Consider the following 20,889-nt stretch of genomic DNA (forward strand, 5'->3'; position numbering starts at 1 on the left):
CGGCAGTCTGCGATGGACTGCCGCTGATGAACAACTATACGTTTTACTTCGCGGTAATGCTTTCACCTTGACGCGGATTCAATCCGTTTTCCCATTGTATGCGAATGGATTTGTTATTAAACAAATCTTTGCCGTCAGAGACCTGATAATGCAGATGAGGCTCGCTGGAATTGCCAGAGTTGCCGCATAACCCGAGCAAATCTCCTTTCTCCACACGATCGCCAACCTTTACCTTGGCGGAGCCTTCCTTCAAATGGGCGAAGTAGCTGAATTCTCCGTTGCCATGATCGAGGATGACGACGTTGCCAGCAGGCTGCTGCGCGTTCATCGCTCCGACAGGGACATTATCCTTGATATCGTTGACGACATGCACGACTGTCCCTGCCTGCGGTGCGAGTATTTCTTGCCCGAATGCGAAATAGCTCTCGTTTTTTGCAGGCTCACCCTTGTAGGATAATCCGTCTTTGACCTGAATCAGATCGTATGCGTAGCGTTGGCTCTCCACCTCGTAGTGATAGTTCGAAAGGACATTCTGACCTCCCCAGAATACATACCACTCACCTGTAAACGGTGCGCTGTACGCCAGCTTTGTCAAAGCATTGTCGGTGTCAGGGTAGCTTTGCAGCGGCTTTAATAAAACGCCCGTAATGATCCCTTTTTCATCCGACGTAAGGACAAGTCCCCGTTTGGCGTCCTGATCCACCCAGGTGTCATAATAGCTGCCGTTTACGGACATGTGGGAATGATGATTCCACGATTTCAATCCCTTGCTAAAAGCGGCATACCCTTCTACAAACTGTGCTTTTGAAACCTGCTGTTTGAATGACGAGCTGGTCTGCTCATATACATCCTCTATTTTTCCGTCATGGAGAGCTTGCACAAAAGATTCCGCTTGAACAGTCATCGTCTTTGCCCCTTCTTCTTTCTTTTTGGGGGATTCAGTAGTAGAGGATATTGCGGTTGCTTCTGATTGCGTAGCACATCCTGTCAGAAGAATTGCTCCTACACCGAGTGAAATCCATACTTTTTTCATGTCGCCACTCCTATCTTTTTCTTAGCGCTAGCTCCATTATAGAAAGCCATTCTTATCGGACATGAAACGCAGGCTTACAGGATGCTTAAATCGATCGTGGCAAAATTATGTTTCCGTTAAGGTTGTTGCGGACGCGCGCTGACATTACGCATGATAAAATGGAGGATACCGCAAAAGCGCAAAAGGAGCGAAGTGAACGTGAAAGATGCAGCTATCCTTCTCGTGGACGATGAGCAAGCCATTCTCCAATTGCTTGAGACCGTACTGCACAAAGAAGGATTCCACTCGATCGACAAAGTGAAAACGTCCGAAGAGGCGCTCTGTGCATGCGAGCGAAAAAGCTATGACCTGATTGTCCTGGACGTAACGCTTCCGAACATGAGCGGCATAGAAGCATGTCCATTCATCCGCCGTCTGACGGATGCGCCGATTTTGTTCTTGAGTGCGAGAGATACTGATTTTGACAAGCTGACCGGATTTGCCGTTGGCGGGGACGATTACGTGACGAAGCCGTTTAACCCGATGGAAATCGTCGCACGCATCAAGGCATTGCTTCGCCGTACGCGCAAACGGAACCCCGACGTACCGACAACACCCGTTCATGGGGTCTTTGATTTTGGGCGTTTTCAAGTCTATGAATCAGCAGGGGAGCTCCATGTAGAGGGAAAAGTCATTCCTTGTCCGTCCCTTGTTTTTCAACTGTTGCTATTTTTGTGCAAAAATCCGAATCGCATATTTTCGAAAAGCGAGCTGTACGAACGAGTATGGGGCGTGAATAGTTTACGTGACGACAACACCATCATGGTACATATCCACCGGATTCGGGAGCGGATCGAGCCCGATCCAGCGCAGCCGGAGTTTTTGGTGAACGTCAGGGGACTCGGGTACAAAATGGTGAAAAAGGGCCTTCCCTATGAATATTAAAAGCAGAATCGCGCTCCATCTGGTCATGTGGTTGGTGCTGGTTGGTCTCATCCTCTTTGTGCTAGCCGGGTTTACGCTATATTGGACGCTTGAAGAAATGTCAAAAGTGCAGTCCTCACGTGAATTTGAGAGTGTCGGCTTGCAGCGGCTGATCCAGACCATTGAAGTAGAGGGAGAGGAAGTCCGTTTTGACCCGAAGCTGCTGGAGAAGGTGCGAGATAGCGGAGGGTGGCTTCAGCGGATTGATGAAAAGGGCTATGTCACCGACTCTTTCTTTACTCCACCTGATGTCCCCAGCTACTACGGTCCTGGACAATTAACAGCTTATTGGCTCCGTAAAAGCCCGTTTCCGTATCGGCTATCGCTATGGATACAGGAAAAAGACGGCGTGGTTCACACCTTGCTATATGGGATGACGAATCGCGATGACGACTTCTTGCAGCAGGTGATGAAGGAGGCTGTTCTTAAAAATAACGAGATCATGCTTCCTCCAAGCATCCAAAATCAACTGAAGAACAAAGCAGGCTGGGTGCAGCTCTTGGATCCGAAGGGAGCAGAGCTGGCTTCATTTAATAAGCCTGCAAAAGCGATCAAGGATTTCTCGGTGGAAGAACTGGCGCTGCGCTCGATATACCCGGATCGCTACGGAGCAGCAATTGTATCGCATTATGATCAAAATAGCGGTCAAACTTGGGTACTCAGTTTTCCATTGCCAGGAACGACTCCCGGGGAAGAACCGCTATTGACACCGGAAAGTAAAGCCCTTTTCATCGGGATGGGCATGTTGCTCTTGTCGGCAATGCTCGTCTTCGGGATTGTGTCTTACTTGTTCGGACAACGGTTTGGGGCACCTATTGTTCACGTTTTACGGTGGCTGACCTTTCTGCGTGGAGGAAAGTACGAGGAGCCTGCCAATGCGGATGGTGTTCCGCTCAGTCAAGACAAGCGGGGGAAGAGAAAGCGCAAATACCGTATCTACCAAGATGTGATCAATTCGATGGACTCCTTGTCGCAAACGCTTTACCGCAACGAAAAGCTTCGCCAAGAAACGGAGCAATTGAGAAATGAGTGGATCGCAGGCGTGTCCCATGATCTCAAAACACCGCTGTCCTCTGTGAAAGGGTACGCGCATCTGTTAGGAAATGCTGAATATACGTGGTCGACAGAAGAGGTACATACATTTGCCAAAATTATTTTGGACAAGTCAGCGTATATGGAAGACCTGATCAACGATTTGGCGCTGACGTATCGATTGAGAAACGGACAAGGCGCTCCTACAGTCGAGCTCGTTGACCTGAATGTTTGCACGACCGAAGCCATCACGGAAGCAGCAAAACATCCATTGTACCCGGAAGGCTGCATCCGGTTTACCCCCTCTGCCGAACCTGTTTACATGCTCGTCTACAAGCCTTGGTTTCAGCGTATCGTGGATAATCTGGTTGCCAATGCCTTGATTCACAACGAGAGCGGTACGATTGTGTCCATCCGTGTACAGGCAGTCGAGCCATCTAGAGCTGTGCTCATTTTTAGCGACAATGGTAGTGGGATGGACGAAGAAACAGCAGCTCGACTCTTTGAGAGGTATTATCGTGGCACAGACACCGAGTCTCGGACGGAAGGCTCTGGCCTTGGGATGGTCATTACAAAAGCATTAGTGGAAGCGTTTGGTGGTTCAATCGAGGTGAAAACGGCTGTCGGGCAGGGGACGACGATTTCGATTACGTGGGAAGCGGAGCAATCGCCTCGAGCTTAGATAGGCTTCTATGAAGAGGAAAGGCTGCGTTTGCGAGGTCAGGGTTGACCAGCAAAGGCAGCCTTTTTCGTTTACGAGATTATATGGTTACACCTTAAATTGCTGAATCGATTCATGCAGCTCGTCCGCCATTTTTGACAAGGAAGCAGCAGAGGACGAAATTTCCTCCATAGAGGCTAATTGTTGTTCAGCGGCAGCAGAAATGTTTTGTGTTCCGAAAGCCGTTGTCTCCGCAGTGGAGGCAATGGCTTCAATGGAATGGACAGCTTGCTCTGCTCCTGTTGTCATATGATGAGTGGCAGTGGTAACTTGCTGAATCTGACGTGCTACTTCTGTCGTTCCAGACAAAATTTCCTGGAATGCCTTGCTGGCTTCATGAACGACCTCGATTCCAGCCGATACCTCAGAGGTAGTCGTCTCCATCACGTATACGGCTTTGTTCGTATCAACCTGAATGGCACTAATGAGGTCTTTAATCTGCTGGGTCGATTTTGCTGATTGCTCGGCCAAGATGCGTACTTCATTGGCGACGACAGCAAATCCACGACCATGCTCTCCAGCACGGGCCGCTTCAATCGCAGCATTCAGTGCCAACAGGTTTGTTTGCTCAGCAATCGATGTGATGACCTCAACAATTTTACTGATTTCCGAAGAGCGGTGACCAAGCATTTTGATTGATTCTGCCAATTCGTGGACAGTAGTGCTGATGGAATTCATTTGAGCGATAGAACTACCAATGGCTTCGTTGCCGCTTGAAACCAGCATGTTTGTCGTATCGACAGTCAGAGAGACTTGTTCGGAACTGGATGCAATTTGTTGCAGGCGCGATGACATGTCGTTGATCGTCTTGACTGTTCCATCGATCGTTTTGGACTGATCCTCTGCTCCGATGGCGATCTCTTGCATCGTGACGGCAATTTGCTCGGTTGCCTTGCTCGTCTGTTCTGCACTCGCCGTCAGCTCCTCAGAGGTAGAAGCGACATGAAGAGAGCTGATGCGGACACGAGAGATGAGCTGGCGCAGATTCTCTGTCATATGGGTCACGTCATGTACCAATTGTCCGATTTCATCACGGTTTTTTACGACGATGTCTTTCCCGGACAGATCACCACCAGCAATTTCTTTCACCCGCTCGGCAACCAAGGCAATAGGCTTGGAAATGAACCCGGAGGCATACCACGAGACGAAGAATCCGATGATCAAGGAGATTCCCAGCACGATCAGCAAATCAGACAGTACACTTTCGGCAGGGGCATTGAAGTCTTCCATGTAGCTGCTTGCGCTTACGATCCATCCCCAGTGAGGGTCTAGCTTGGAATAGGCGATTTTCGGATAGAGAATATCTGGCTCCGCTGGCTTCGACCACTGATAGTACGTAAAGCCGCCATCTTCCTGACCGCGCTTAATCATTTCTTGGGTAAAAAAGATACCGTCAGGATCTTTTGCATCCCATTGATTCTTCCCCTCAATAGAAGGAGAGGCCAGCATGACACCTTTCTCATCCAGAACGAACATGTATCCACTGGCACCGGAATCGACATTTTTGTTAATCGAGCGGGTTCCATCCGACTGCTTGGGGCCGAGGATGTGAATTTTTACTTGCTCTTGTGCATCTTCTTTGCTGATTTTACCAACTTCGACCTGTTTCTGGAGAACATCAATCATTTCAATCGTCAAGTTCACGTTGTTTTTTAAGATGCGGCTGCCCAAGTCGTCCAAGCTGTAGCTAGCAGAATAATAGCCCTGAATTCCGATGTTAAGGCAAGGAATCGCCAATAGCAGGAGACATAACAGGACGACCTTGGTACGAAGAGAGCTTGAACGGGAGAACTTGGCTGTTTTCATAAAGAACACCTCGTTGGTCCATAGTATTTGATCTAGAATAAGAAAACACCAAGATGATAGCCCTAGACATACGTCATATATCGACAATCTGAAAACGTTTTTATAGAGGATTTTCAAAAAATCCACAAAAAAAATTAGATAAGTAAACAGTGCTGCATACATGAGCAGATTCGAAAGCAGTACAGACCAGCAGGAAATGGTATGATAGGAAGATAGAACGCTTACGGATGGAGGTTATCTAATGAAATTCATCGATAATCAAGGGATTACAGATCCGCGCATCAATTTGGCGATTGAAGAGTACGCCCTGAAGCATTTGCCCAACAGTGACGACTATTTGCTGTTTTATATCAATGAACCTTCTATTATTATCGGGAAAAATCAAAACACAATTGAAGAGATAAATGCCATCTATGTGGAGCAAAACAATATCCATGTCGTTCGTAGACTATCTGGCGGCGGCGCTGTTTATCACGATCTGGGCAATCTCAACTTCAGCTTTATCACGAATGATGACGGCGAGTCCTTCCACAATTTCCGCAAATTCACGGCTCCTGTGGTACAAGCCTTGAAGACATTAGGGGTAGAAGCAGAACTGACAGGACGAAATGACATTCAGGTCGGGGAACGGAAAATTTCTGGCAACGCACAGTATTCAACCAAAGGACGCATGTTCAGCCACGGTACACTGCTTTTTGATTCAGAGATGGAAAACGTCGTGTCTGCGCTCAAGGTAAACGCAGAGAAGATCCAGTCCAAAGGGATCAAATCCATTCGCAGCCGCGTAGCCAACATCTCAGAGTTTTTGGTGACCAAGATGAGCATTGAAGAGTTCCGTCTGGCGATTCTCCGCTCCATTTTTGGAGAAGGAGAGATTGAAGAATACAAGCTGACTGACGAGGATTGGGAGAAAATTCACGAGCTTTCCCGTTCCCGTTACCAGACTTGGGAGTGGAACTACGGCAAGTCACCGAAAAGCAATTACCGTCAATCCAAACGTTTCGATATCGGCACCGTGGAGATCCAGCTTGATATTGAAAAAGGCAAAATTAAAGAAGCGAAAATTTACGGCGATTTCTTCGGTGTACGCGATGTATCAGAGCTAGAGGCAGTACTGCGAGATACGCCGTACGATCGTTCCTCAATCAGTGAGCGACTGGACGATATCAATCTTCAGGAGTTTTTCGGGAAGCTGGATCAAGCGTCTTTTGTCGATCTATTACTCGTCTAAAAAAGTACGTCAAAAACCTAACTTTTGTTAGGTCAGGCTGTCGAGAAAGTCGACAGCCATGTTTATTTAATCTGATTTTAAAACGACTCCGCGTTACTATTGTAAAATTTCCCGGTTGACGGTTCCCCGAGTTCAATAAATCCCCTACTTGAAGGCTGCTGGGTCGAGTCAGTTCAAGTACCGCGTCGAATAGATCGCTATCCAAATAGACCTCCAAAAGATCGCTCACAATGGTAACGCGACCGATCTGCCCTGTTTCAGCGAGACACTGTTCGTAAAGGTGCATTGATTCCTCGTGCGCCCCTTTTTGGCGTGCAGAAGCGCTCATAAATGGTTCTTTTGAAGTTATCAACAAGTTCCCGGATATAATTTCTGATACTTTGCAGGTGGTGTCAGCCACGCTGGTAATGCCCCAACTATTTTGAATAACAATCAAACCGTTTACAGCCTCCCTTCGTTTCCTTTAATATACCGGGAAAATTTATTTATGAAATGGAGGAAGAATCATGAAGAAGACCGTGTTCCTATCAACTGTACTGCTCTTTGTCATTACGACTGCCGGATTGTCAGCCTATGCAAAAGAGGATCGTAAGCCGGCATCCCAGGCGACACAAATTTCCAGTCAAAGTGATCATGTCATCCGGGTGTACGGACCGGGCGGACCACTTGGACCGATCAAGGAATCTGCTGAACGTTTTTCAACTGAAACGGGAATCAAGGTGGAAGTAACAGCCGGCCCAGAGGGCAATTGGATAGGCCAAGCGAAGCAAGATGCAGATATTATTTTCGGTGGCTCCGAGTATATGCTGCAGGACTTCATCTTTAACCACCCCGAAATAATCGACACGAAATCACGAACGCAGCTCTACCCGCGTGCTGCAGGAATATTGGTAAGGAAAGGAAATCCTAAGAAGATTGAAAGCCTAGAGGATTTAACGAAAAAGGGAGTAAACATAATCGATGTGAATGGGGCTGGCCAGCTTGGTCTGTGGGAAGACCAGGCAGGCAGAAAAGGGCTGATCGAAGGCATTTCCCAAAATATAAACCTTTCTGTAAAATCGAGTGCCGAAGCCATTGAACAATGGAAATCGAATTCCAGCATGGACGCCTGGATTACCTATGAATCATGGCATTACCGGCTCCAGGATGTGACTGACTTGGTCGAACTGCCCGAAGAAGAAAAACTCTATCGTGGAACGCCGATTGCCCTGACGAAAATCACCGATCAGAAAAAAGAGGCGCAGCAATTTATTGAATATTTAAAAACAGAAGAGTCTCACCAAATCTTTCAAAAATGGGGCTGGAAGTAAGGACGAGCCTTACATCTAAACAACGGGAGGAACATACATGAAAAAAGGAATGTATATCCTTGCGATACTATCCATTCTTTTTGTTTTGGCTGCCTGCGGCAAAAGCACTGACGAAAAAATAGAGACGAATCAACCCGATCAAGCCCAAACGAAACAAACTAATTCGGAACAAGCCCCAGCGGAGAGCCTCCAGCTTTTGGAGAATGAGAAAGCTGGAAAGTACCTGGCGGATCCACAGGGAAGGGCCCTGTATTACTTTAAAAAGGACGAAGCAGGAAAAAGCAATTGCAGCGGAGACTGTCTGGCAAACTGGCCAGCATTTACCCAGGAGGATTTCGCCGTCCCTGAAGGTTTTGACAAAAAGGATTTCGCTACGATCACAAGAGAAGACAACGGGGAAAAGCAGGTCACGTACAAAGGCTTTCCTCTCTATTATTTTGCAAAAGACACGCAAAAAGGGGATGTAAGCGGACAAGGAGTAAAAGATGTATGGTTTGTCGTAAACAGCGAGACAGAATTTAAATAAGCCTACCCAGGGAACGATCAGTCGCGGTCGTTCCCATCCTTACTTTTACAATAGTACAATGGCAATATATTTTTATCCAATAGCAGGGAGTGCCACATGAAAGAAAAACACGATGCGGAATTAATGAGATTGGTAAACGAAAAACACCGTCACGCATTAGATGAAATTTATGATCGATATATAAAGCTTGTTTACGGCTTTGTTATGAAGTTTTGCAATGGGAATGAGGATAAGACGAAAGAGATTGTTCAGTTGGTCTTTTTGCGGCTATGGACAACAAACAGCCATTACGATCCCGCTCAAGGCAGCTTTGTCAATTGGCTCCTCACGATTACCCGCAATATTTGCATTGACTACCTCCGCAAAGAGAAGCGGCATACACGACACCATCAAGAGGAACATGAAGAGATCGCCGACCCTGCCAATGCAATCGAGCAACGAGTCAATACGAATGATATCGCGGTGGCGAAAAACAAATTGCCGACGGCGCAAAGAAAATTAATCGATTTGCTTTATTGGAAAGGGTATTCTCTATCAGAGATCGCCAAGCTGGAACAGGAGCCGCTTGGCACGATTAAAAGCAGGCTTCACCAGGCTCTTAAAGGATTGAGGAAGCATCTGGAACTGGAGGATATAAAATGAGAAGAGACTGTGAACATTTAATTCCATATATAGCAAATGAGCTCAAGGAGAGCGAACACATGGCCTTTGTGGAACATTTAAAGAATTGTACGGAGTGTAAGAAAGAATATCAGGAATTGTCCCAGGCCTGGCATGCTTTGCCGTTTGATTATACCGAAATCGAGGTGCCTGAATCGCTAAAAGGCGAGGTACTGGGGTTTGTTATTGATCACAAAAGGAAAAGCGGTACGGAAACATTTATGGCTAAGATGAGCAAGCTTGCCATGATGTTCAAAAGCCAGTTCACTCCAGTTTCAGCCAGTATCGTGGCTGTTTTGTTGCTCGCGATTACTGGCCTTGGAATAGCGAATGTACAGGAAAACAATCGCCATGCCGAAAATATACCTATTGAAATTTTAACGGCCATTCGCTTAAAAGCAGCCAATCAGAGCCACCCGGGAGCAAACGGCATCGCCTATATTGTCCAGCAGGGATCAGAGAAAAATTTGGTGGTGCAGGTTAACGAATTTCCAGACGTCGAAGGTTCACAGGTTTACCAGGTTTGGTTGCTGAAAGACGGCAAGAGGGAAAATGGTGGCATATTCAAGCCGGACGAAAATGGACTCGGATTATTGACCTACCAGCTCGCCGCAGGGCAGACTTTTGATCAAATCGGCATCACCGTCGAACCGGACGTCAACAGCAGCCAGCCAAGGGGACAAAAAATCGCCGGGTCATAGATAACTGCAAACGAATCAACACAAAATGAAAAGGCTTGGGTCCAGTACAATACCGGACTCAAACCTTATATGTGGCTTAATTACATTACATGTCTAACAATTCGGGGGCACACTTCAATGTGTCCTGACTGTTTTTTAAATCAATTCCTATCACATAGACGGTACCTTTCTTCCGCTAGGTTGTTTTACAGTTTTTCGGTATTGCAGTTGTTTTCTCTGGAAGTGGTTGTTTCCGATCAGAGCAAGAATCACGAGCAAGGTGCCGCACAATTCGTAACGGCTGATCTCATAACCTTGAAACGCCATTATGGCAAAAGTCGTGATCGGAACCAGATTGATAAACAAAATGCCGTTGAGCGGAGTGAGCAGCTTGATGCCTGCATTCCAGCTCAAAAGAGCTACAAAGCCGGGTAATAGAATCATGAACGCCATTTCGTACTTGATGGACATCACAGTTTCGAGGGTAGGAACCGGAAGCCATTGAAAGAGTGAGGAGACCGTGACAATCACGAAGTTAACTCCTGTTCCTAAGAGACACGTCAACGTGGAGTAGCGAAGCGTAGACCACATGTTAAAACGCCCGCCGCCGATCGAATAGACGACCCAACCCACAACACCGATGAAAATGAAGAACAACGGGATCAAATGCTGACTAGCTGTAGTAAAGAAGGTAAGATTGCCATTGGTAATAACAAGGACAGCGCCGACCAAAGCTATCAGAATCGTTGCCAACGTATAGTACGGCGGCAGCTTTCTAGTGGTAATGGACAAAAGTACAATCGAGATCATCGGCATGAGCACTTCCATAATGGACGCTGCAATCGTGCCTGGCTCTCCCATCAAATCCTGCCCGAGAAATACCCCCATATTATAGACGGTGAACGCCATGGTTCCAAAAAACAGCAGAGACTTCCCGCGCCCTTCAAAACGAAAAGCAGACAAGCCTTCTTTTGCCCAGAGCAAACCGCACAAAATGATCGTTACGAAAAAATAGCGAAGAAATGAGAAGTAAAATGGATCGATCTCTTGCAGCGCGATGTGCGCAACTGGAAACATCGCCCCCCATGACATACTGGCGACCATGCAGAAAATAGACCCTAAAAGTAGTTGCTTGTTCATTATGCGATTTCTCCCTTTCAATACGTGTTCAAAAAGACGTCTTTTCAGCACCGAGAAAGTGGCGAGAACCTGAAAAAGGAGGAGGCGGAGTGTAGGGGACCTACATGAGCACCGGACTTTGAAGGTGAACGCCTCTTTCGATGTCGTATAAGCTCTCAGTTTTACTTCGTGATCAAAAGACGTTTTTTTGAACTTCCTCTAGAAGCTGACTTACCACATCATACTGGATGGAAATATGTTAGTATAATGATTGATAATAACTTTATGTATCATTTTTAGTGATAGATAAGATGAGGAGAGAGAAACGTGGAGATCAATGATTTGAAAATATTTCAGATGGTAGCCACATTGGGCAGCGTGAGCAAGACCGCAGCCGAGCTGAGCTACGTTCAGTCGAATGTAACGGCGCGGATCAAGTTGTTGGAAAAAGAGCTGGGAACGCCTTTGTTTTATCGAAACAAACGAGGAATGACCCTAAATACAGAAGGGAAGCGCCTGCTCGAGTATTCGCGAGAAATCATCGCCAAGTTCGAAGAAATGCAAAATTATTTTCATCGGTCGTCTGAGCCGTCCGGGGTGCTGGAAGTCGGGATGGTCGAGACCATCAATGCCCTTCCGGGGTTGTTATCCTCGTATTGCAGCCAGTATCCGCATGTCGATCTATCACTCAAGGCAGGGGTGACGGAGAATTTGCTGCAAAAAGTGCTGGATCTCGCGCTGGATGGAGCATTCGTGAGTGGGCCTATCAACCATCCATTGATCGAGCAGGAGCAAGTGTTTCAAGAGGAGCTGGTACTGGTAACGAAAAACAGTTCCTTCACTGCCAGTGATATCACAGGGAAAGCTCTTTTGCTCTACAAAAAGGGCTGCGGGTATCGGGAGCGGTTAGAGACCTGGATGAAGGTAGAGGGCTTGATTCCGAAAAAAGTGATGGAATTCGGAACGTTCGAGACGATTATCGGGGGCGTAGCAGCGGGGATCGGCATTACCATTTTGCCGAAGTCGGCAGTACATCACTTGGTCGAGAGCAGAACGGTTCATATTCATCGCATCCCGGAGCCGTATCATGAGGTGACAACCGTTTTTATTCGCCGAAAAGATTCATTTATCACGAACACGATGCAAGCGTTTCTGGACGAAATCCGTTTGCAGAAAACGAAAGCGTAATTGCTGCAATTTGCTCCTTCCATCAACGAGAAAAATATGGTAAATTTTATTTCAGAACAAACGTTCTATATTTCGCTGTGCAAATGAAGGAGGGAGCGGCTCGACTGATGGACAGGTATACCGAAATTGACGAAGTGATCGCTTATATACATCGACATTTAGATGAGCCTTTACCACTTTCCCGGTTGGCGAATCATGTTGCGTATAGCCAGTATCATTTTGCGCGGATTTTTAAAGAAAGAATCGGTCTCCCCCCGCTTTATTACGTATCGACCATGCGACTCCAAAGGGCCAAGGATTTACTGCTACGCACGAACATGAGTGTTCGTGACATTGGTCTGGAAATTGGCCAGCAGAGCTTGGGGACGTTCTCTACCCGTTTTACGGAGCGTGTCGGGGTGTCGCCTAGCGAATTTCGAGAAACGGCCCAGCTAGCCAGTGACCATCTCCGTTCCTTGCAGCAGTTGACAGCGTGGACTCGGTTACATCCTGCCCCCGAGCGACCAATGACCATTGCAGGGACAATCGAGTCCACAGAGCCTTTTCAAGGCGTCATTTTGATTGGATTGTTTGCCAAGCCGATTCCAGAAGGTCTTCCTTTATACGGAACATTGCTACCCTCACTAGGCAATTTTTGTTTTACCAATGTCAAGCCGGGCACGTATTATTTGATGGCGACATCTGTTGCCTGGGGCATGCAGGCGATGGATTTTCTCTTGCCGTACGAGACATTGCGCACACGTTCGAAGAAACCAATTATTGTCACGCCAACTACGATCGTCCCTCATCAGCAAGTTACTCTCCATGTGCCTCATCCGGACGACCCTCCCATTTTGATTTCTCTTTCTTTGCTTATGAACAGATTTATTCAGCGGCTTCCGCAATAGTCCCAGAGTAGAAAATGGCGGCTTACGCATAATTAGGCTGCCTTTTTTTGCTAGGATCTCGACTAGATGAGAGCTACTTGGGAAAGCCTACTATCACAATAGTCAAACTTTTTTCCGTGAGCAGGATATTGGACGAAAAAGCGAAATCATAACTAGGCGTGAATATGATGCGCAAACGAAAGGAAAGCAGGGAGCGAGAATGTCAAAGCCTTACAAAAAAGTTTTTTGGGCAGCCGGTTTTGGCTGGATGTTCGATGCCATGGATGTTGCACTTTTATCTTTTATTATGGTGGCATTACGACAGGAATGGGGTTTGACAGGGGAAGAGGCAGGGCTTTTAGGGACGGGCAATCTCGTCGGCATGGCGATTGGGGCTATTGCAGGGGGCTACTTGGCTGACCGGATTGGCCGCAAGCCAGTATTTTTGCTGACCTTGGTCTTGTTTGGCTTGGCGAGCTTTGCGAGCGCTTTCGCGACTGGTTTTGCAACCATGCTGCTGTTTCGCTTCCTGATGGGACTCGGTTTGGGTGCAGAGCTGCCGGTAGCCTCGACGCTGGTAAACGAGTTTGCGCCGCCGGAGAAGCGAGGAAGTACGGTTGTGCTGTTGGAGAGCTTTTGGGCGGTCGGTTGGATCGCGGCAGCTGTCATATCGTATTTCATCATTCCGGACTATGGCTGGCGCGTGGCTGTCATGATCGGGGCATTGCCAGTCGTGTACGCCTTGTTTGCCCGGCGGAGCATTCCTGAATCCCCGCAGTTTCAGAAACAGGCAGAGAATATTCCTATTGCAACGCTGTTGACGTCCCATCGCACAGAGACGATTACGCTGTGGGTCGTCTGGTTTGCAATTGCTTTCTCGTACTACGGCATGTTTTTGTGGATGCCATCAGTTTTGGTCGACAAAGGCTTTACGATGATCAAAAGCTTCCAGTACGTACTGATCATGACGTTGGCTCAACTGCCGGGCTATTTCGTGGCAGCCTATCTCGTGGAAAAATGGGGACGGAAATGGACGCTGGCGACCTTCTTGTTCATGACCGGTGTGATGGCCTTTGCTTTTGGACAAAGCAGTGGCACGACAGAGCTGTTGGTGACGGGAGCCTTCTTGTCCTTCTTCAATCTGGGTGCTTGGGGTGCTTTGTACGCGTACACGCCGGAAAATTATCCGACACCGTTGCGCGCTACCGGTTCTGGGATGGCATCCGGTGTCGGAAGAATCGGCAGTATTATCGCGCCGTATCTCGTCGGTTACTACTCGTCGCATCATTACAGTTACACGTTCATTTTTAGTGTATTTACCGCGGTGCTGATCGTGGGAGCAATCGTCCTGCTCGTGTACGGACGAGAAACGAAAGTCCTTGCTAATTCGGGACCTCGTACAGGCCAAATATAGCACGCGCCTGCTCTACGACCTCACGTTTCAGTTCTTGGGGCTCCAACACCTGAATGTATGGGCCGAAACTGAGAATCAGTGAGCATGCTGATGCAAGTGTATGAAATTCAACTTCTGCTTCTATCCAGCCGTCTGTTGCGGCTTGGGTGGAAGCTATTTTTATATAACGCTCCTGTTTTACAGCTGGTAACGTCTCTTTTTTGACGAGTAACCGCGCAGGATAACGTGGAAGGCTGGATTTGAAGTCCATAGTAGATTGTTCCCAATACGAAGCGAGGTCGAAATCGCTTGGTCGGATGAAGCCATCATCTAGCAGCTGTGCATCCAACAGTCGTGAAATCCGATACGTCCGCATGTCCTCGTCCACCTGGGCGACCAAATACCAGATGCTTCGCTTGGCTACGAGTCCGAGCGGGCAGACAATGCGCTCTACGGCCACATCCTCGCGCATATAACGAATGAACAGCTTACGTGAAAGCCATACAGCATCTTGAACCGTAGACAAGAACGGAAAAGTCTCGGTCGATTCATGCCAGCCAGCCCCATCGATATGAAGCAGCTGGCGTACGTGGATGGCATCCTGCTGAACGGTCTTTGGCAGTGCGGACAGCAGCTTGAGAAAAGCAGCTTCATAGTTTTCATGCAGCCCGAGATCATTCAACAAGGCAGCAGGGGAGGCTACGAGCAGTGATTGCAGCTCATCTATTTTCATTCCGGTCAAATTACTGCGATATCCTTCTGCCAAAGTCCAGCCCCCATCTGCACCGCGCAGCGCATAGACGGGAACGCCTGACGCACTCAAGGCTTCCATATCGCGATGAACGGTTCGCTCAGACACCTCCAGCCTTTCTGCTAATTGCTTGGAAGTCATACGACCGTGGTTTTGCAAGAGCAACAAGATCGTAAGGAGTCGATCTGCCCGCATAAAAAGCCCTCCTAGAAGTAAAAACAAAATGACTTTGATTGTATCTTAACGAATATGACAGCGGTTGTCATATTTACTTCGTTATTCTTGATGTATGAATCGATAAAGGAGGCATAACGAATGAAACCATTACAAGGAAAAGTAGCGGTGGTAGCAGGCGGTACAAGAGGAGCAGGACGGGGGATTGCTGTCAGTCTCGGAGAAGCAGGGGCGACGGTATATGTAACGGGACGCACAGTACGTGGTCAGCACTCTGATATGGCGCGACAGGAGACGATCGAAGAGACAGCAGAGCTCGTGACGGCAAGCGGCGGAATTGGGCTCGCTGTGCGAGTCGATCATACGCAAGAGGAAGAGGTAAAAGCGTTCTTTGAGCGAGTAAAAGCGGAACAAAATGGACAGCTCGATCTTTTGGTCAATGACATCTGGGGTGGAGATCCGTTGACTCACTGGGGGACGCCGTTTTGGGAGCAGCCATTGGCAGATGGCCTCTTAATGCAAGAGCGTGCCATTCGTACGCATATGATCACCAGTCACTATGCGGTTCCGCTCATGGTAGCACAGAAAACAGGACTGATCATCGAGATTACAGACGGAATCGACTATCGGTACCGCGGCAATCTGTACTACAGCTTGGCAAAAATCTCGACGATTCATCTAGCTGCGTCGATGGCAGAGGACCTGCGCCCACACGGGGTTACCGCGTTGGCTCTAACACCGGGCTTCCTGCGCTCGGAAGCAATGCTCGAGCAGTTTGGCGTAACAGAAGAGACATGGAGAGAGGCTGTGAAGTTAGATAAGCACTTTATCATGTCGGAAACACCTGCGTACATCGGTCGAGCAGTCGTTGCGCTGGCTTCGGACCCGGCTGTCGCAGAAAAAACGGGGAAATCAGTCAGTACATGGGGGTTGTCGGACGAGTATCCATTTACAGATAGCGACGGTAGCCGTCCTCATTGGGGCAATTATGCTGAGGAACAAGGGTTTTACCGCTAGTTTCAGGGAACATACAAAACGGCTCCTCAGATTCATTCGAGGAGCCGTTTCTTAGATTGCATCTAGTACATCATCTTCCGTAAATCAGGAATGTCGATAAGACCATGATCAGCAATGGGAAAGACATGCGCAAAACCATTCGAGGAGTGTGTGGACTCCTTCGTCGTGCAAGCAGAGACGACCGCTAAAAGGAAAGCTGCAAGAGTGATGACACCAAACCGTTTTTTCACGGGACTCTCTCCACATGATAAGGCAGCTATGCCAACGGCTGCGTATTCTTCTTTTTCACAAACCAGCTTTTCACATTGCCATTCAAAATCAGATGGGTGATCACCCCCGCAATCAAGCCCCAGAAAGCAGCACCGATCCCGCCAATGGAAATACCGGAAATCGTGACGAGAAACGTAACCAGGGCGCATTCCCGTTCTTTTGCTTCACTCATCGCCTGTGCGAGGCTAGAACTGAGCGAGGCAAACAGAGCTAAGCCAGCAATGACGGCAATCAATTCTTTGGGCAAGGCAGCGAACACCGAAGCCATTGTAGCGCCAAACATCCCGAAGACCAAGTAAAAACCCCCGCAGGCAATCCCAGCAATGTAGCGTTTGGTATGATCCTGATGCGCTTCTTTACCCGTGCAAATCGCAGCCGTAATCGCCGCTAGATTGATGCCTGGTGAACCAAAAGGAGCGAGCAATAGCGAAGCGATCCCAGTAGTCGTTACGAGCGGTCCAGGAGGTGTATCGTACCCGTCTGCTTTTAATACGCTAATTCCTGGTGCGTTCTGAGAGGCAAGCGCGACGATGCACAATGGAATCCCCAAGCCGATGATCGCATCGAGAGAAAACGTCGGCATCGTAAAGACGGGCTGAACGAGTGACATCTGGACGTTGTCCATTTGCAAGCGTCCCAATCCGAAGGCGACAACCAAGCCGACCAGCAGTGTAAGCACGACAGCATAACGCGGGGACAAGCGCTTGGTGACCAGGTAGCAAAAGATCATTGGGAGAGCCAATGCAGGCAGGTGCTGCATGGAAACAAAGACGTCTACGCCAAAAGACAGGAGAATCCCTGCGAGCATGGCGGTTGTAATCGACTGCGGGACGTATTTCATCAAGACGGAAAAGAAACCGGAAACACCGACAAGCGTGATGAGCACGGCCGAAAAAATATATGCGCCAATCGCGTCAGGAAAGGAGTATACCGTTAAACTGGTGACTAACAGAACTGCCCCTGGCGTCGACCATGCTGTGATGATTGGTGTACGAAACCAGATGCTGAGCACAATGCACGTCAAGCCGCTCCCAATCGATATGGCCCAAATCCAAGAGGCGAGGACAGCGTCGCTGAGTCCGGCACCCTTGGCAGCTTGAAAGACGATCAGCAATGGTCCTGCATAGGAGACCATCGTGGCGATGAGTCCAACGATAACAGCGGATAGAGAGAAGTCAGCAGGGATTTTTTTTAGGGTCGAGAAAGGTTTTTCGGGAACCACGACTTGAATGCCTCCTAGATGCGCCAATGCAGACGTTATGCTTTTTCGTTCAAGATATAGCGGATCGTCCGTTTGGTGATGTTTAATTTTTTGCTTAAAAGCTGTCTGTTTCCGTTCGTTTCGGTCAAGCCCTTTTCGAGAATCGATCGTCCTATCTCGCCTTCGAGCTGTTTAATCCGCTTGATCAAATAATCGAAGTCGATCCCGTCTACAGAGGTGACAAGGCGGAGTATCGTATCGACAAAGCGCTCGCATTCGTGATCGATAACTTGCTCGATCCGCTTGGGGACAGCGGGCGGATGTACCTCTACCGTACGGCTCCGCAAATTCGCTGGCAAATGCTCGGCACGCAGTCGTTCGCATTCGTGCAACGCGATGGTTTGATTCAGTACGTTAATCAGTTGGCGGACATTGCCCGGCCAATCATAGCGCTGCAAGAGCTCGATGGCATCTTGTTCGATCTCGCAAGGCACTCCACTGCGCTTTTGCAAGTAGTAGTGCGCAATTGTGGGGATATCCTGAATCCGTTCGCGAAGAGGAGGAATCGACAGCTTGATCCCTTCCAGACGATACAACAGGTCACTGTGGAAACGATTCATTCCGACTTCATGCTCCAGATCGCGGTTGGTAGCAGAAATAAAGCGAATATTGCTCTGACCGATCTGCTCGCCGCCGACGCGCATGAATTCTCCCGTCTCAAGTGTTCGTAATAGCTTCACTTGAATGGAAGGGGGAGCCTCCCCGATCTCGTCAAGAAACAGCGTTCCGTTATGTGCCAGCTCGAACAAGCCTTTGCGAGATTTGATCGCTCCGGTAAAAGCGCCCTTTTCATAGCCGAACAGCTCACTTTCTAGCAAGGTTTCCGGCACTGCTCCGCAGTTAAAAGCCACAAAAGGCTGCTGGGCGCGATTGCTTGCTCCGTGGAGAAAACGGGCCATCAGCTCCTTGCCTGTACCGGTTTCGCCCTCAATGAGTATATGGATCGCCTTTTTTGCTAATTTTTTGGCAATTGCGGTCACATTGGCCATCGGACTGTCAGATGAATAAACGATACCATATTGGGCGGCTTCTTGGGATAGGTGATCACTGTGTTTGTTAGAAGAGGACAGCACCGAGTCAATGACCTGCTCCAGACTGTCCAGATCGTCGAACGGCTTCTCCAAGTAATCGCGCGCGCCCCATTGCATCGCTGTCACAGCCGATTTAATCGTACTGTAGCCCGTCATGATCAAGACTTCGCAGGCGGGAAATACGGCCTTGATCTGTTTGAGCAGCGACAATCCGTCGGCATCAGGCCGCTTCAGGTCCACGAGTGCAGCGTGAAAGCCGGTAGAATCCGAGTGAAGCAGCCGTTCCACTTCCTTGCCAGAATTGGCGACGACGATATGGCAGTCTTTTTTCTTGAGAAAATAGGTGAAAAAGGTAGTTACTTCTGTTTCATCATTGATAGTGTATCTAGGAGCGAGAAAGATTTACTCGGTTCCGATATTCCTCAAAAGAATAGAATACTCAATAAAGAAACACTTTCATTTTAGCAGAAAAGGTGTAATCTATTTAAAAATGATTCAAAACGATTAGATCATTCGTGGATCAATGTGCTATTATATCCATAAAAAGGAATCATCAGGAGGGTGTATTTGCTGTGATTTCAGAGGGAAAAACCTTTGGGGGCATATTACGAGCATATCGAAATAGAGCAAACTTAACACTGACTGAGTTATCGGAAAGAACAGGTGTAGCTTCTGGAAGCATTAGTAAGATAGAGTCCGATACACTTACTTTACCAAATATGCAGCATGTAATGAAACTGGCAAAAGAACTGGATATTCCACTTTATACGGCTATCGTACCATACTTATATAACATTAAGCGAGAAGCGACACTGCGGCTTCTATTAGAGGCTGTCATGGAACAGAAGAATGTGGTTCTTACCCAAAAAGTAGCTTTGCAATTGCTTAATTGTCCCAAAAGCAATACATTTCTATCTTTAGACTATCTGTATCAAACCGCAGGGACTGAAGGGAATGAAGAACTGCGCTTGGCTCTTTATGACGTGATCTCTGACTACTCACGTGAGCATGGAATTCCTTTGTATCTGGCAAGATCGCTTTTTCAACGATATATGATTCGACGTGAAAATCTTAGTCAGCTGGATCAAACCTACGTAGAGGGCAGGGAGCTATTGCACTACACGTCCTATCTGCATGTAAATGAGCGAATTCTGGCCTACTATAAATTTTCCTTCCATGCATTACGTCTTGGATTCTACTCAGATTGTATTCATCTGTGTAAACAAGGACTTGAAATCGACAATAGTCAGAGTGAGCAAAAAGCAGCAGCGATCCTTGCGATTATCATTTCCTATTTTGAACTGGAAGACTACACATTGGGACATTTTTATCTGGAAAGATACGAAATGTTCGATTATCCCGAAGTACATAAACATGCCAGACATATTCGGGGGAAACTATACGGAAAGACGGGGAAATTTGATAAGGCCATTCCGGTATTACAAGAGTGTCTGGCGCAACAATCGCAAGATGACAAGATTGTGATAGCGAATGATTTGTTGGAGATTTATATACAGGTAGGAGAGGAAGAGAAAATCCGTGAGCTATTCTTGGCAGAAGCATCTATCCTGCCAAAGAATCTATCTACTCCGAATCAATACAATCAATTGGGACTGTATTTTCGAACGAAGGGCATCTTTTGCATTCAAAAAAATGAGGTAGACCTAGGAGTCGATAGTCTTGTAGAAAGCGTGAATTACTATCGCGCAATCAATGAAATAAAACATGCAGACAAGAGTCTTAGCGCTCTTTTTGAATTCTATTTGTCACAGAAAAAAAATCTTCCAATTGATATACTCCATAAATTGTCAATTGTGTATAATGGAAGTAATCATAGAATCAAACAGGAGGTATAGG

Annotated in this window: 19 protein-coding genes; 12 read left to right on the forward strand and 7 right to left on the reverse strand. The window is 47.7% G+C overall.

What is annotated here, in order from left to right; all coding sequences use genetic code 11:
• Positions 1-43: 43 nt before the first annotated feature.
• Complete coding sequence (locus tag ACFYU8_RS27035; protein ID WP_390305551.1) at positions 44-1,033, reverse strand: peptidoglycan DD-metalloendopeptidase family protein; 990 nt, start codon at positions 1,031-1,033, stop codon at positions 44-46.
• Positions 1,034-1,231: 198 nt separating this feature from the next.
• Between ACFYU8_RS27035 and ACFYU8_RS27040 the strand changes: the two genes are divergently transcribed.
• Both ACFYU8_RS27040 and ACFYU8_RS27045 read left to right on the forward strand, forming a co-directional pair.
• Complete coding sequence (locus ACFYU8_RS27040) at positions 1,232-1,957, forward strand: response regulator transcription factor (protein WP_390305548.1); 726 nt, start codon at positions 1,232-1,234, stop codon at positions 1,955-1,957.
• Positions 1,947-3,710, forward strand: coding sequence for a sensor histidine kinase (locus tag ACFYU8_RS27045; RefSeq protein WP_390305545.1), 1,764 nt, complete (start codon positions 1,947-1,949; stop codon positions 3,708-3,710). The genes ACFYU8_RS27040 and ACFYU8_RS27045 overlap by 11 nt, the downstream gene beginning before the upstream one ends.
• Before the next feature lie 87 nt (positions 3,711-3,797).
• Here ACFYU8_RS27045 and ACFYU8_RS27050 read toward each other — a convergent pair whose 3' ends face one another.
• Positions 3,798-5,555, reverse strand: coding sequence for a methyl-accepting chemotaxis protein (locus ACFYU8_RS27050; protein WP_390305543.1), 1,758 nt, complete (start codon positions 5,553-5,555; stop codon positions 3,798-3,800).
• A gap of 241 nt (positions 5,556-5,796) precedes the next feature.
• On the opposite strand from ACFYU8_RS27050, the gene lplA reads away from it, so the two are divergent.
• From lplA to ACFYU8_RS27075, 5 genes are all read left to right on the forward strand, one after another.
• Positions 5,797-6,786: a lipoate--protein ligase gene (gene lplA, locus ACFYU8_RS27055; protein WP_390305541.1), complete on the forward strand. Its 990-nt coding sequence runs from the start codon at positions 5,797-5,799 to the stop codon at positions 6,784-6,786.
• 506 nt (positions 6,787-7,292) lie between these two features.
• A complete protein-coding gene (locus tag ACFYU8_RS27060) occupies positions 7,293-8,096 on the forward strand; it encodes an extracellular solute-binding protein (RefSeq protein ID WP_390305539.1) in 804 nt (267 codons plus the stop codon).
• 37 nt (positions 8,097-8,133) lie between these two features.
• Positions 8,134-8,622, forward strand: a complete 489-nt coding sequence (locus ACFYU8_RS27065; RefSeq protein ID WP_390305537.1) for a hypothetical protein — start codon at positions 8,134-8,136, stop codon at positions 8,620-8,622.
• Positions 8,623-8,718: 96 nt separating this feature from the next.
• A complete protein-coding gene (locus ACFYU8_RS27070) occupies positions 8,719-9,264 on the forward strand; it encodes an RNA polymerase sigma factor (protein WP_390305535.1) in 546 nt (181 codons plus the stop codon).
• A 59-nt stretch (positions 9,265-9,323) separates the two neighbouring features.
• On the forward strand, positions 9,324-9,983 hold the full coding sequence (locus ACFYU8_RS27075; RefSeq protein ID WP_390305533.1) for an anti-sigma factor: 660 nt from the start codon (positions 9,324-9,326) through the stop codon (positions 9,981-9,983).
• A gap of 150 nt (positions 9,984-10,133) precedes the next feature.
• Here ACFYU8_RS27075 and ACFYU8_RS27080 read toward each other — a convergent pair whose 3' ends face one another.
• Positions 10,134-11,102 (reverse strand): DMT family transporter, encoded by a 969-nt coding sequence (locus tag ACFYU8_RS27080; RefSeq protein WP_390305531.1) that lies wholly within the window; start codon positions 11,100-11,102, stop codon positions 10,134-10,136.
• A gap of 306 nt (positions 11,103-11,408) precedes the next feature.
• Between ACFYU8_RS27080 and ACFYU8_RS27085 the strand changes: the two genes are divergently transcribed.
• The 3 genes from ACFYU8_RS27085 (at position 11,409) to ACFYU8_RS27095 (ending at position 14,549) form a co-directional block, all read left to right on the forward strand.
• Complete coding sequence (locus ACFYU8_RS27085; protein ID WP_390305529.1) at positions 11,409-12,269, forward strand: LysR family transcriptional regulator; 861 nt, start codon at positions 11,409-11,411, stop codon at positions 12,267-12,269.
• A 107-nt stretch (positions 12,270-12,376) separates the two neighbouring features.
• Positions 12,377-13,156, forward strand: a complete 780-nt coding sequence (locus ACFYU8_RS27090; RefSeq protein ID WP_390305527.1) for a helix-turn-helix domain-containing protein — start codon at positions 12,377-12,379, stop codon at positions 13,154-13,156.
• Positions 13,157-13,355: 199 nt separating this feature from the next.
• Positions 13,356-14,549, forward strand: a complete 1,194-nt coding sequence (locus tag ACFYU8_RS27095; protein WP_390305525.1) for an MFS transporter — start codon at positions 13,356-13,358, stop codon at positions 14,547-14,549.
• On the opposite strand, the gene ACFYU8_RS27100 is transcribed toward ACFYU8_RS27095, so the two are convergent.
• The gene (locus ACFYU8_RS27100) at positions 14,518-15,474 is read right to left on the reverse strand and encodes a helix-turn-helix transcriptional regulator (protein ID WP_390305523.1); all 957 of its coding nucleotides are present in this window, start codon (positions 15,472-15,474) and stop codon (positions 14,518-14,520) included. The two genes, ACFYU8_RS27095 and ACFYU8_RS27100, sit on opposite strands and share 32 nt — an antisense overlap.
• A 120-nt stretch (positions 15,475-15,594) precedes the next feature.
• On the opposite strand from ACFYU8_RS27100, the gene ACFYU8_RS27105 reads away from it, so the two are divergent.
• The gene (locus ACFYU8_RS27105; protein ID WP_390305521.1) at positions 15,595-16,470 is read left to right on the forward strand and encodes an SDR family oxidoreductase; all 876 of its coding nucleotides are present in this window, start codon (positions 15,595-15,597) and stop codon (positions 16,468-16,470) included.
• A 62-nt stretch (positions 16,471-16,532) separates the two neighbouring features.
• Here ACFYU8_RS27105 and ACFYU8_RS27110 read toward each other — a convergent pair whose 3' ends face one another.
• From ACFYU8_RS27110 to ACFYU8_RS27120, 3 genes are read right to left on the reverse strand one after another with little or no spacing between them, the layout of a single operon-like run.
• Positions 16,533-16,700 (reverse strand): hypothetical protein, encoded by a 168-nt coding sequence (locus ACFYU8_RS27110; RefSeq protein WP_390305519.1) that lies wholly within the window; start codon positions 16,698-16,700, stop codon positions 16,533-16,535.
• Between the two features lie 26 nt (positions 16,701-16,726).
• A complete protein-coding gene (locus ACFYU8_RS27115; RefSeq protein WP_390305517.1) occupies positions 16,727-17,962 on the reverse strand; it encodes a benzoate/H(+) symporter BenE family transporter in 1,236 nt (411 codons plus the stop codon).
• A gap of 35 nt (positions 17,963-17,997) precedes the next feature.
• Positions 17,998-19,434 (reverse strand): sigma-54-dependent transcriptional regulator, encoded by a 1,437-nt coding sequence (locus tag ACFYU8_RS27120; RefSeq protein ID WP_390305730.1) that lies wholly within the window; start codon positions 19,432-19,434, stop codon positions 17,998-18,000.
• Positions 19,435-19,604: 170 nt separating this feature from the next.
• Here ACFYU8_RS27120 and ACFYU8_RS27125 point away from each other — a divergent pair, with 170 nt between their 5' ends.
• A complete protein-coding gene (locus tag ACFYU8_RS27125) occupies positions 19,605-20,888 on the forward strand; it encodes a helix-turn-helix domain-containing protein (protein ID WP_390305514.1) in 1,284 nt (427 codons plus the stop codon).
• Position 20,889 lies beyond the last annotated feature (1 nt).

The sequence above is a fragment of the Brevibacillus sp. NPDC003359 genome, assembly GCF_042878995.1.
Lineage (GTDB): Bacteria > Bacillota > Bacilli > Brevibacillales > Brevibacillaceae > Brevibacillus.

Excerpts from the sequence above, each read along its gene's own strand:
- ACFYU8_RS27035 (WP_390305551.1), bottom strand. The coding sequence starts at position 1,033 with ATGAAAAAAGTATGGATTTCACTCGGTGTAGGAGCAATTCTTCTGACA.
- ACFYU8_RS27045 (WP_390305545.1), top strand. The coding sequence starts at position 1,947 with ATGAATATTAAAAGCAGAATCGCGCTCCATCTGGTCATGTGGTTGGTG.
- ACFYU8_RS27050 (WP_390305543.1), bottom strand. The coding sequence starts at position 5,555 with ATGAAAACAGCCAAGTTCTCCCGTTCAAGCTCTCTTCGTACCAAGGTC.
- lplA (WP_390305541.1), top strand. The coding sequence starts at position 5,797 with ATGAAATTCATCGATAATCAAGGGATTACAGATCCGCGCATCAATTTG.
- ACFYU8_RS27060 (WP_390305539.1), top strand. The coding sequence starts at position 7,293 with ATGAAGAAGACCGTGTTCCTATCAACTGTACTGCTCTTTGTCATTACG.
- ACFYU8_RS27065 (WP_390305537.1), top strand. The coding sequence starts at position 8,134 with ATGAAAAAAGGAATGTATATCCTTGCGATACTATCCATTCTTTTTGTT.
- ACFYU8_RS27070 (WP_390305535.1), top strand. The coding sequence starts at position 8,719 with ATGAAAGAAAAACACGATGCGGAATTAATGAGATTGGTAAACGAAAAA.
- ACFYU8_RS27075 (WP_390305533.1), top strand. The coding sequence starts at position 9,324 with ATGGCCTTTGTGGAACATTTAAAGAATTGTACGGAGTGTAAGAAAGAA.
- ACFYU8_RS27080 (WP_390305531.1), bottom strand. The coding sequence starts at position 11,102 with ATGAACAAGCAACTACTTTTAGGGTCTATTTTCTGCATGGTCGCCAGT.
- ACFYU8_RS27090 (WP_390305527.1), top strand. The coding sequence starts at position 12,377 with ATGGACAGGTATACCGAAATTGACGAAGTGATCGCTTATATACATCGA.
- ACFYU8_RS27095 (WP_390305525.1), top strand. The coding sequence starts at position 13,356 with ATGTCAAAGCCTTACAAAAAAGTTTTTTGGGCAGCCGGTTTTGGCTGG.
- ACFYU8_RS27100 (WP_390305523.1), bottom strand. The coding sequence starts at position 15,474 with ATGCGGGCAGATCGACTCCTTACGATCTTGTTGCTCTTGCAAAACCAC.
- ACFYU8_RS27105 (WP_390305521.1), top strand. The coding sequence starts at position 15,595 with ATGAAACCATTACAAGGAAAAGTAGCGGTGGTAGCAGGCGGTACAAGA.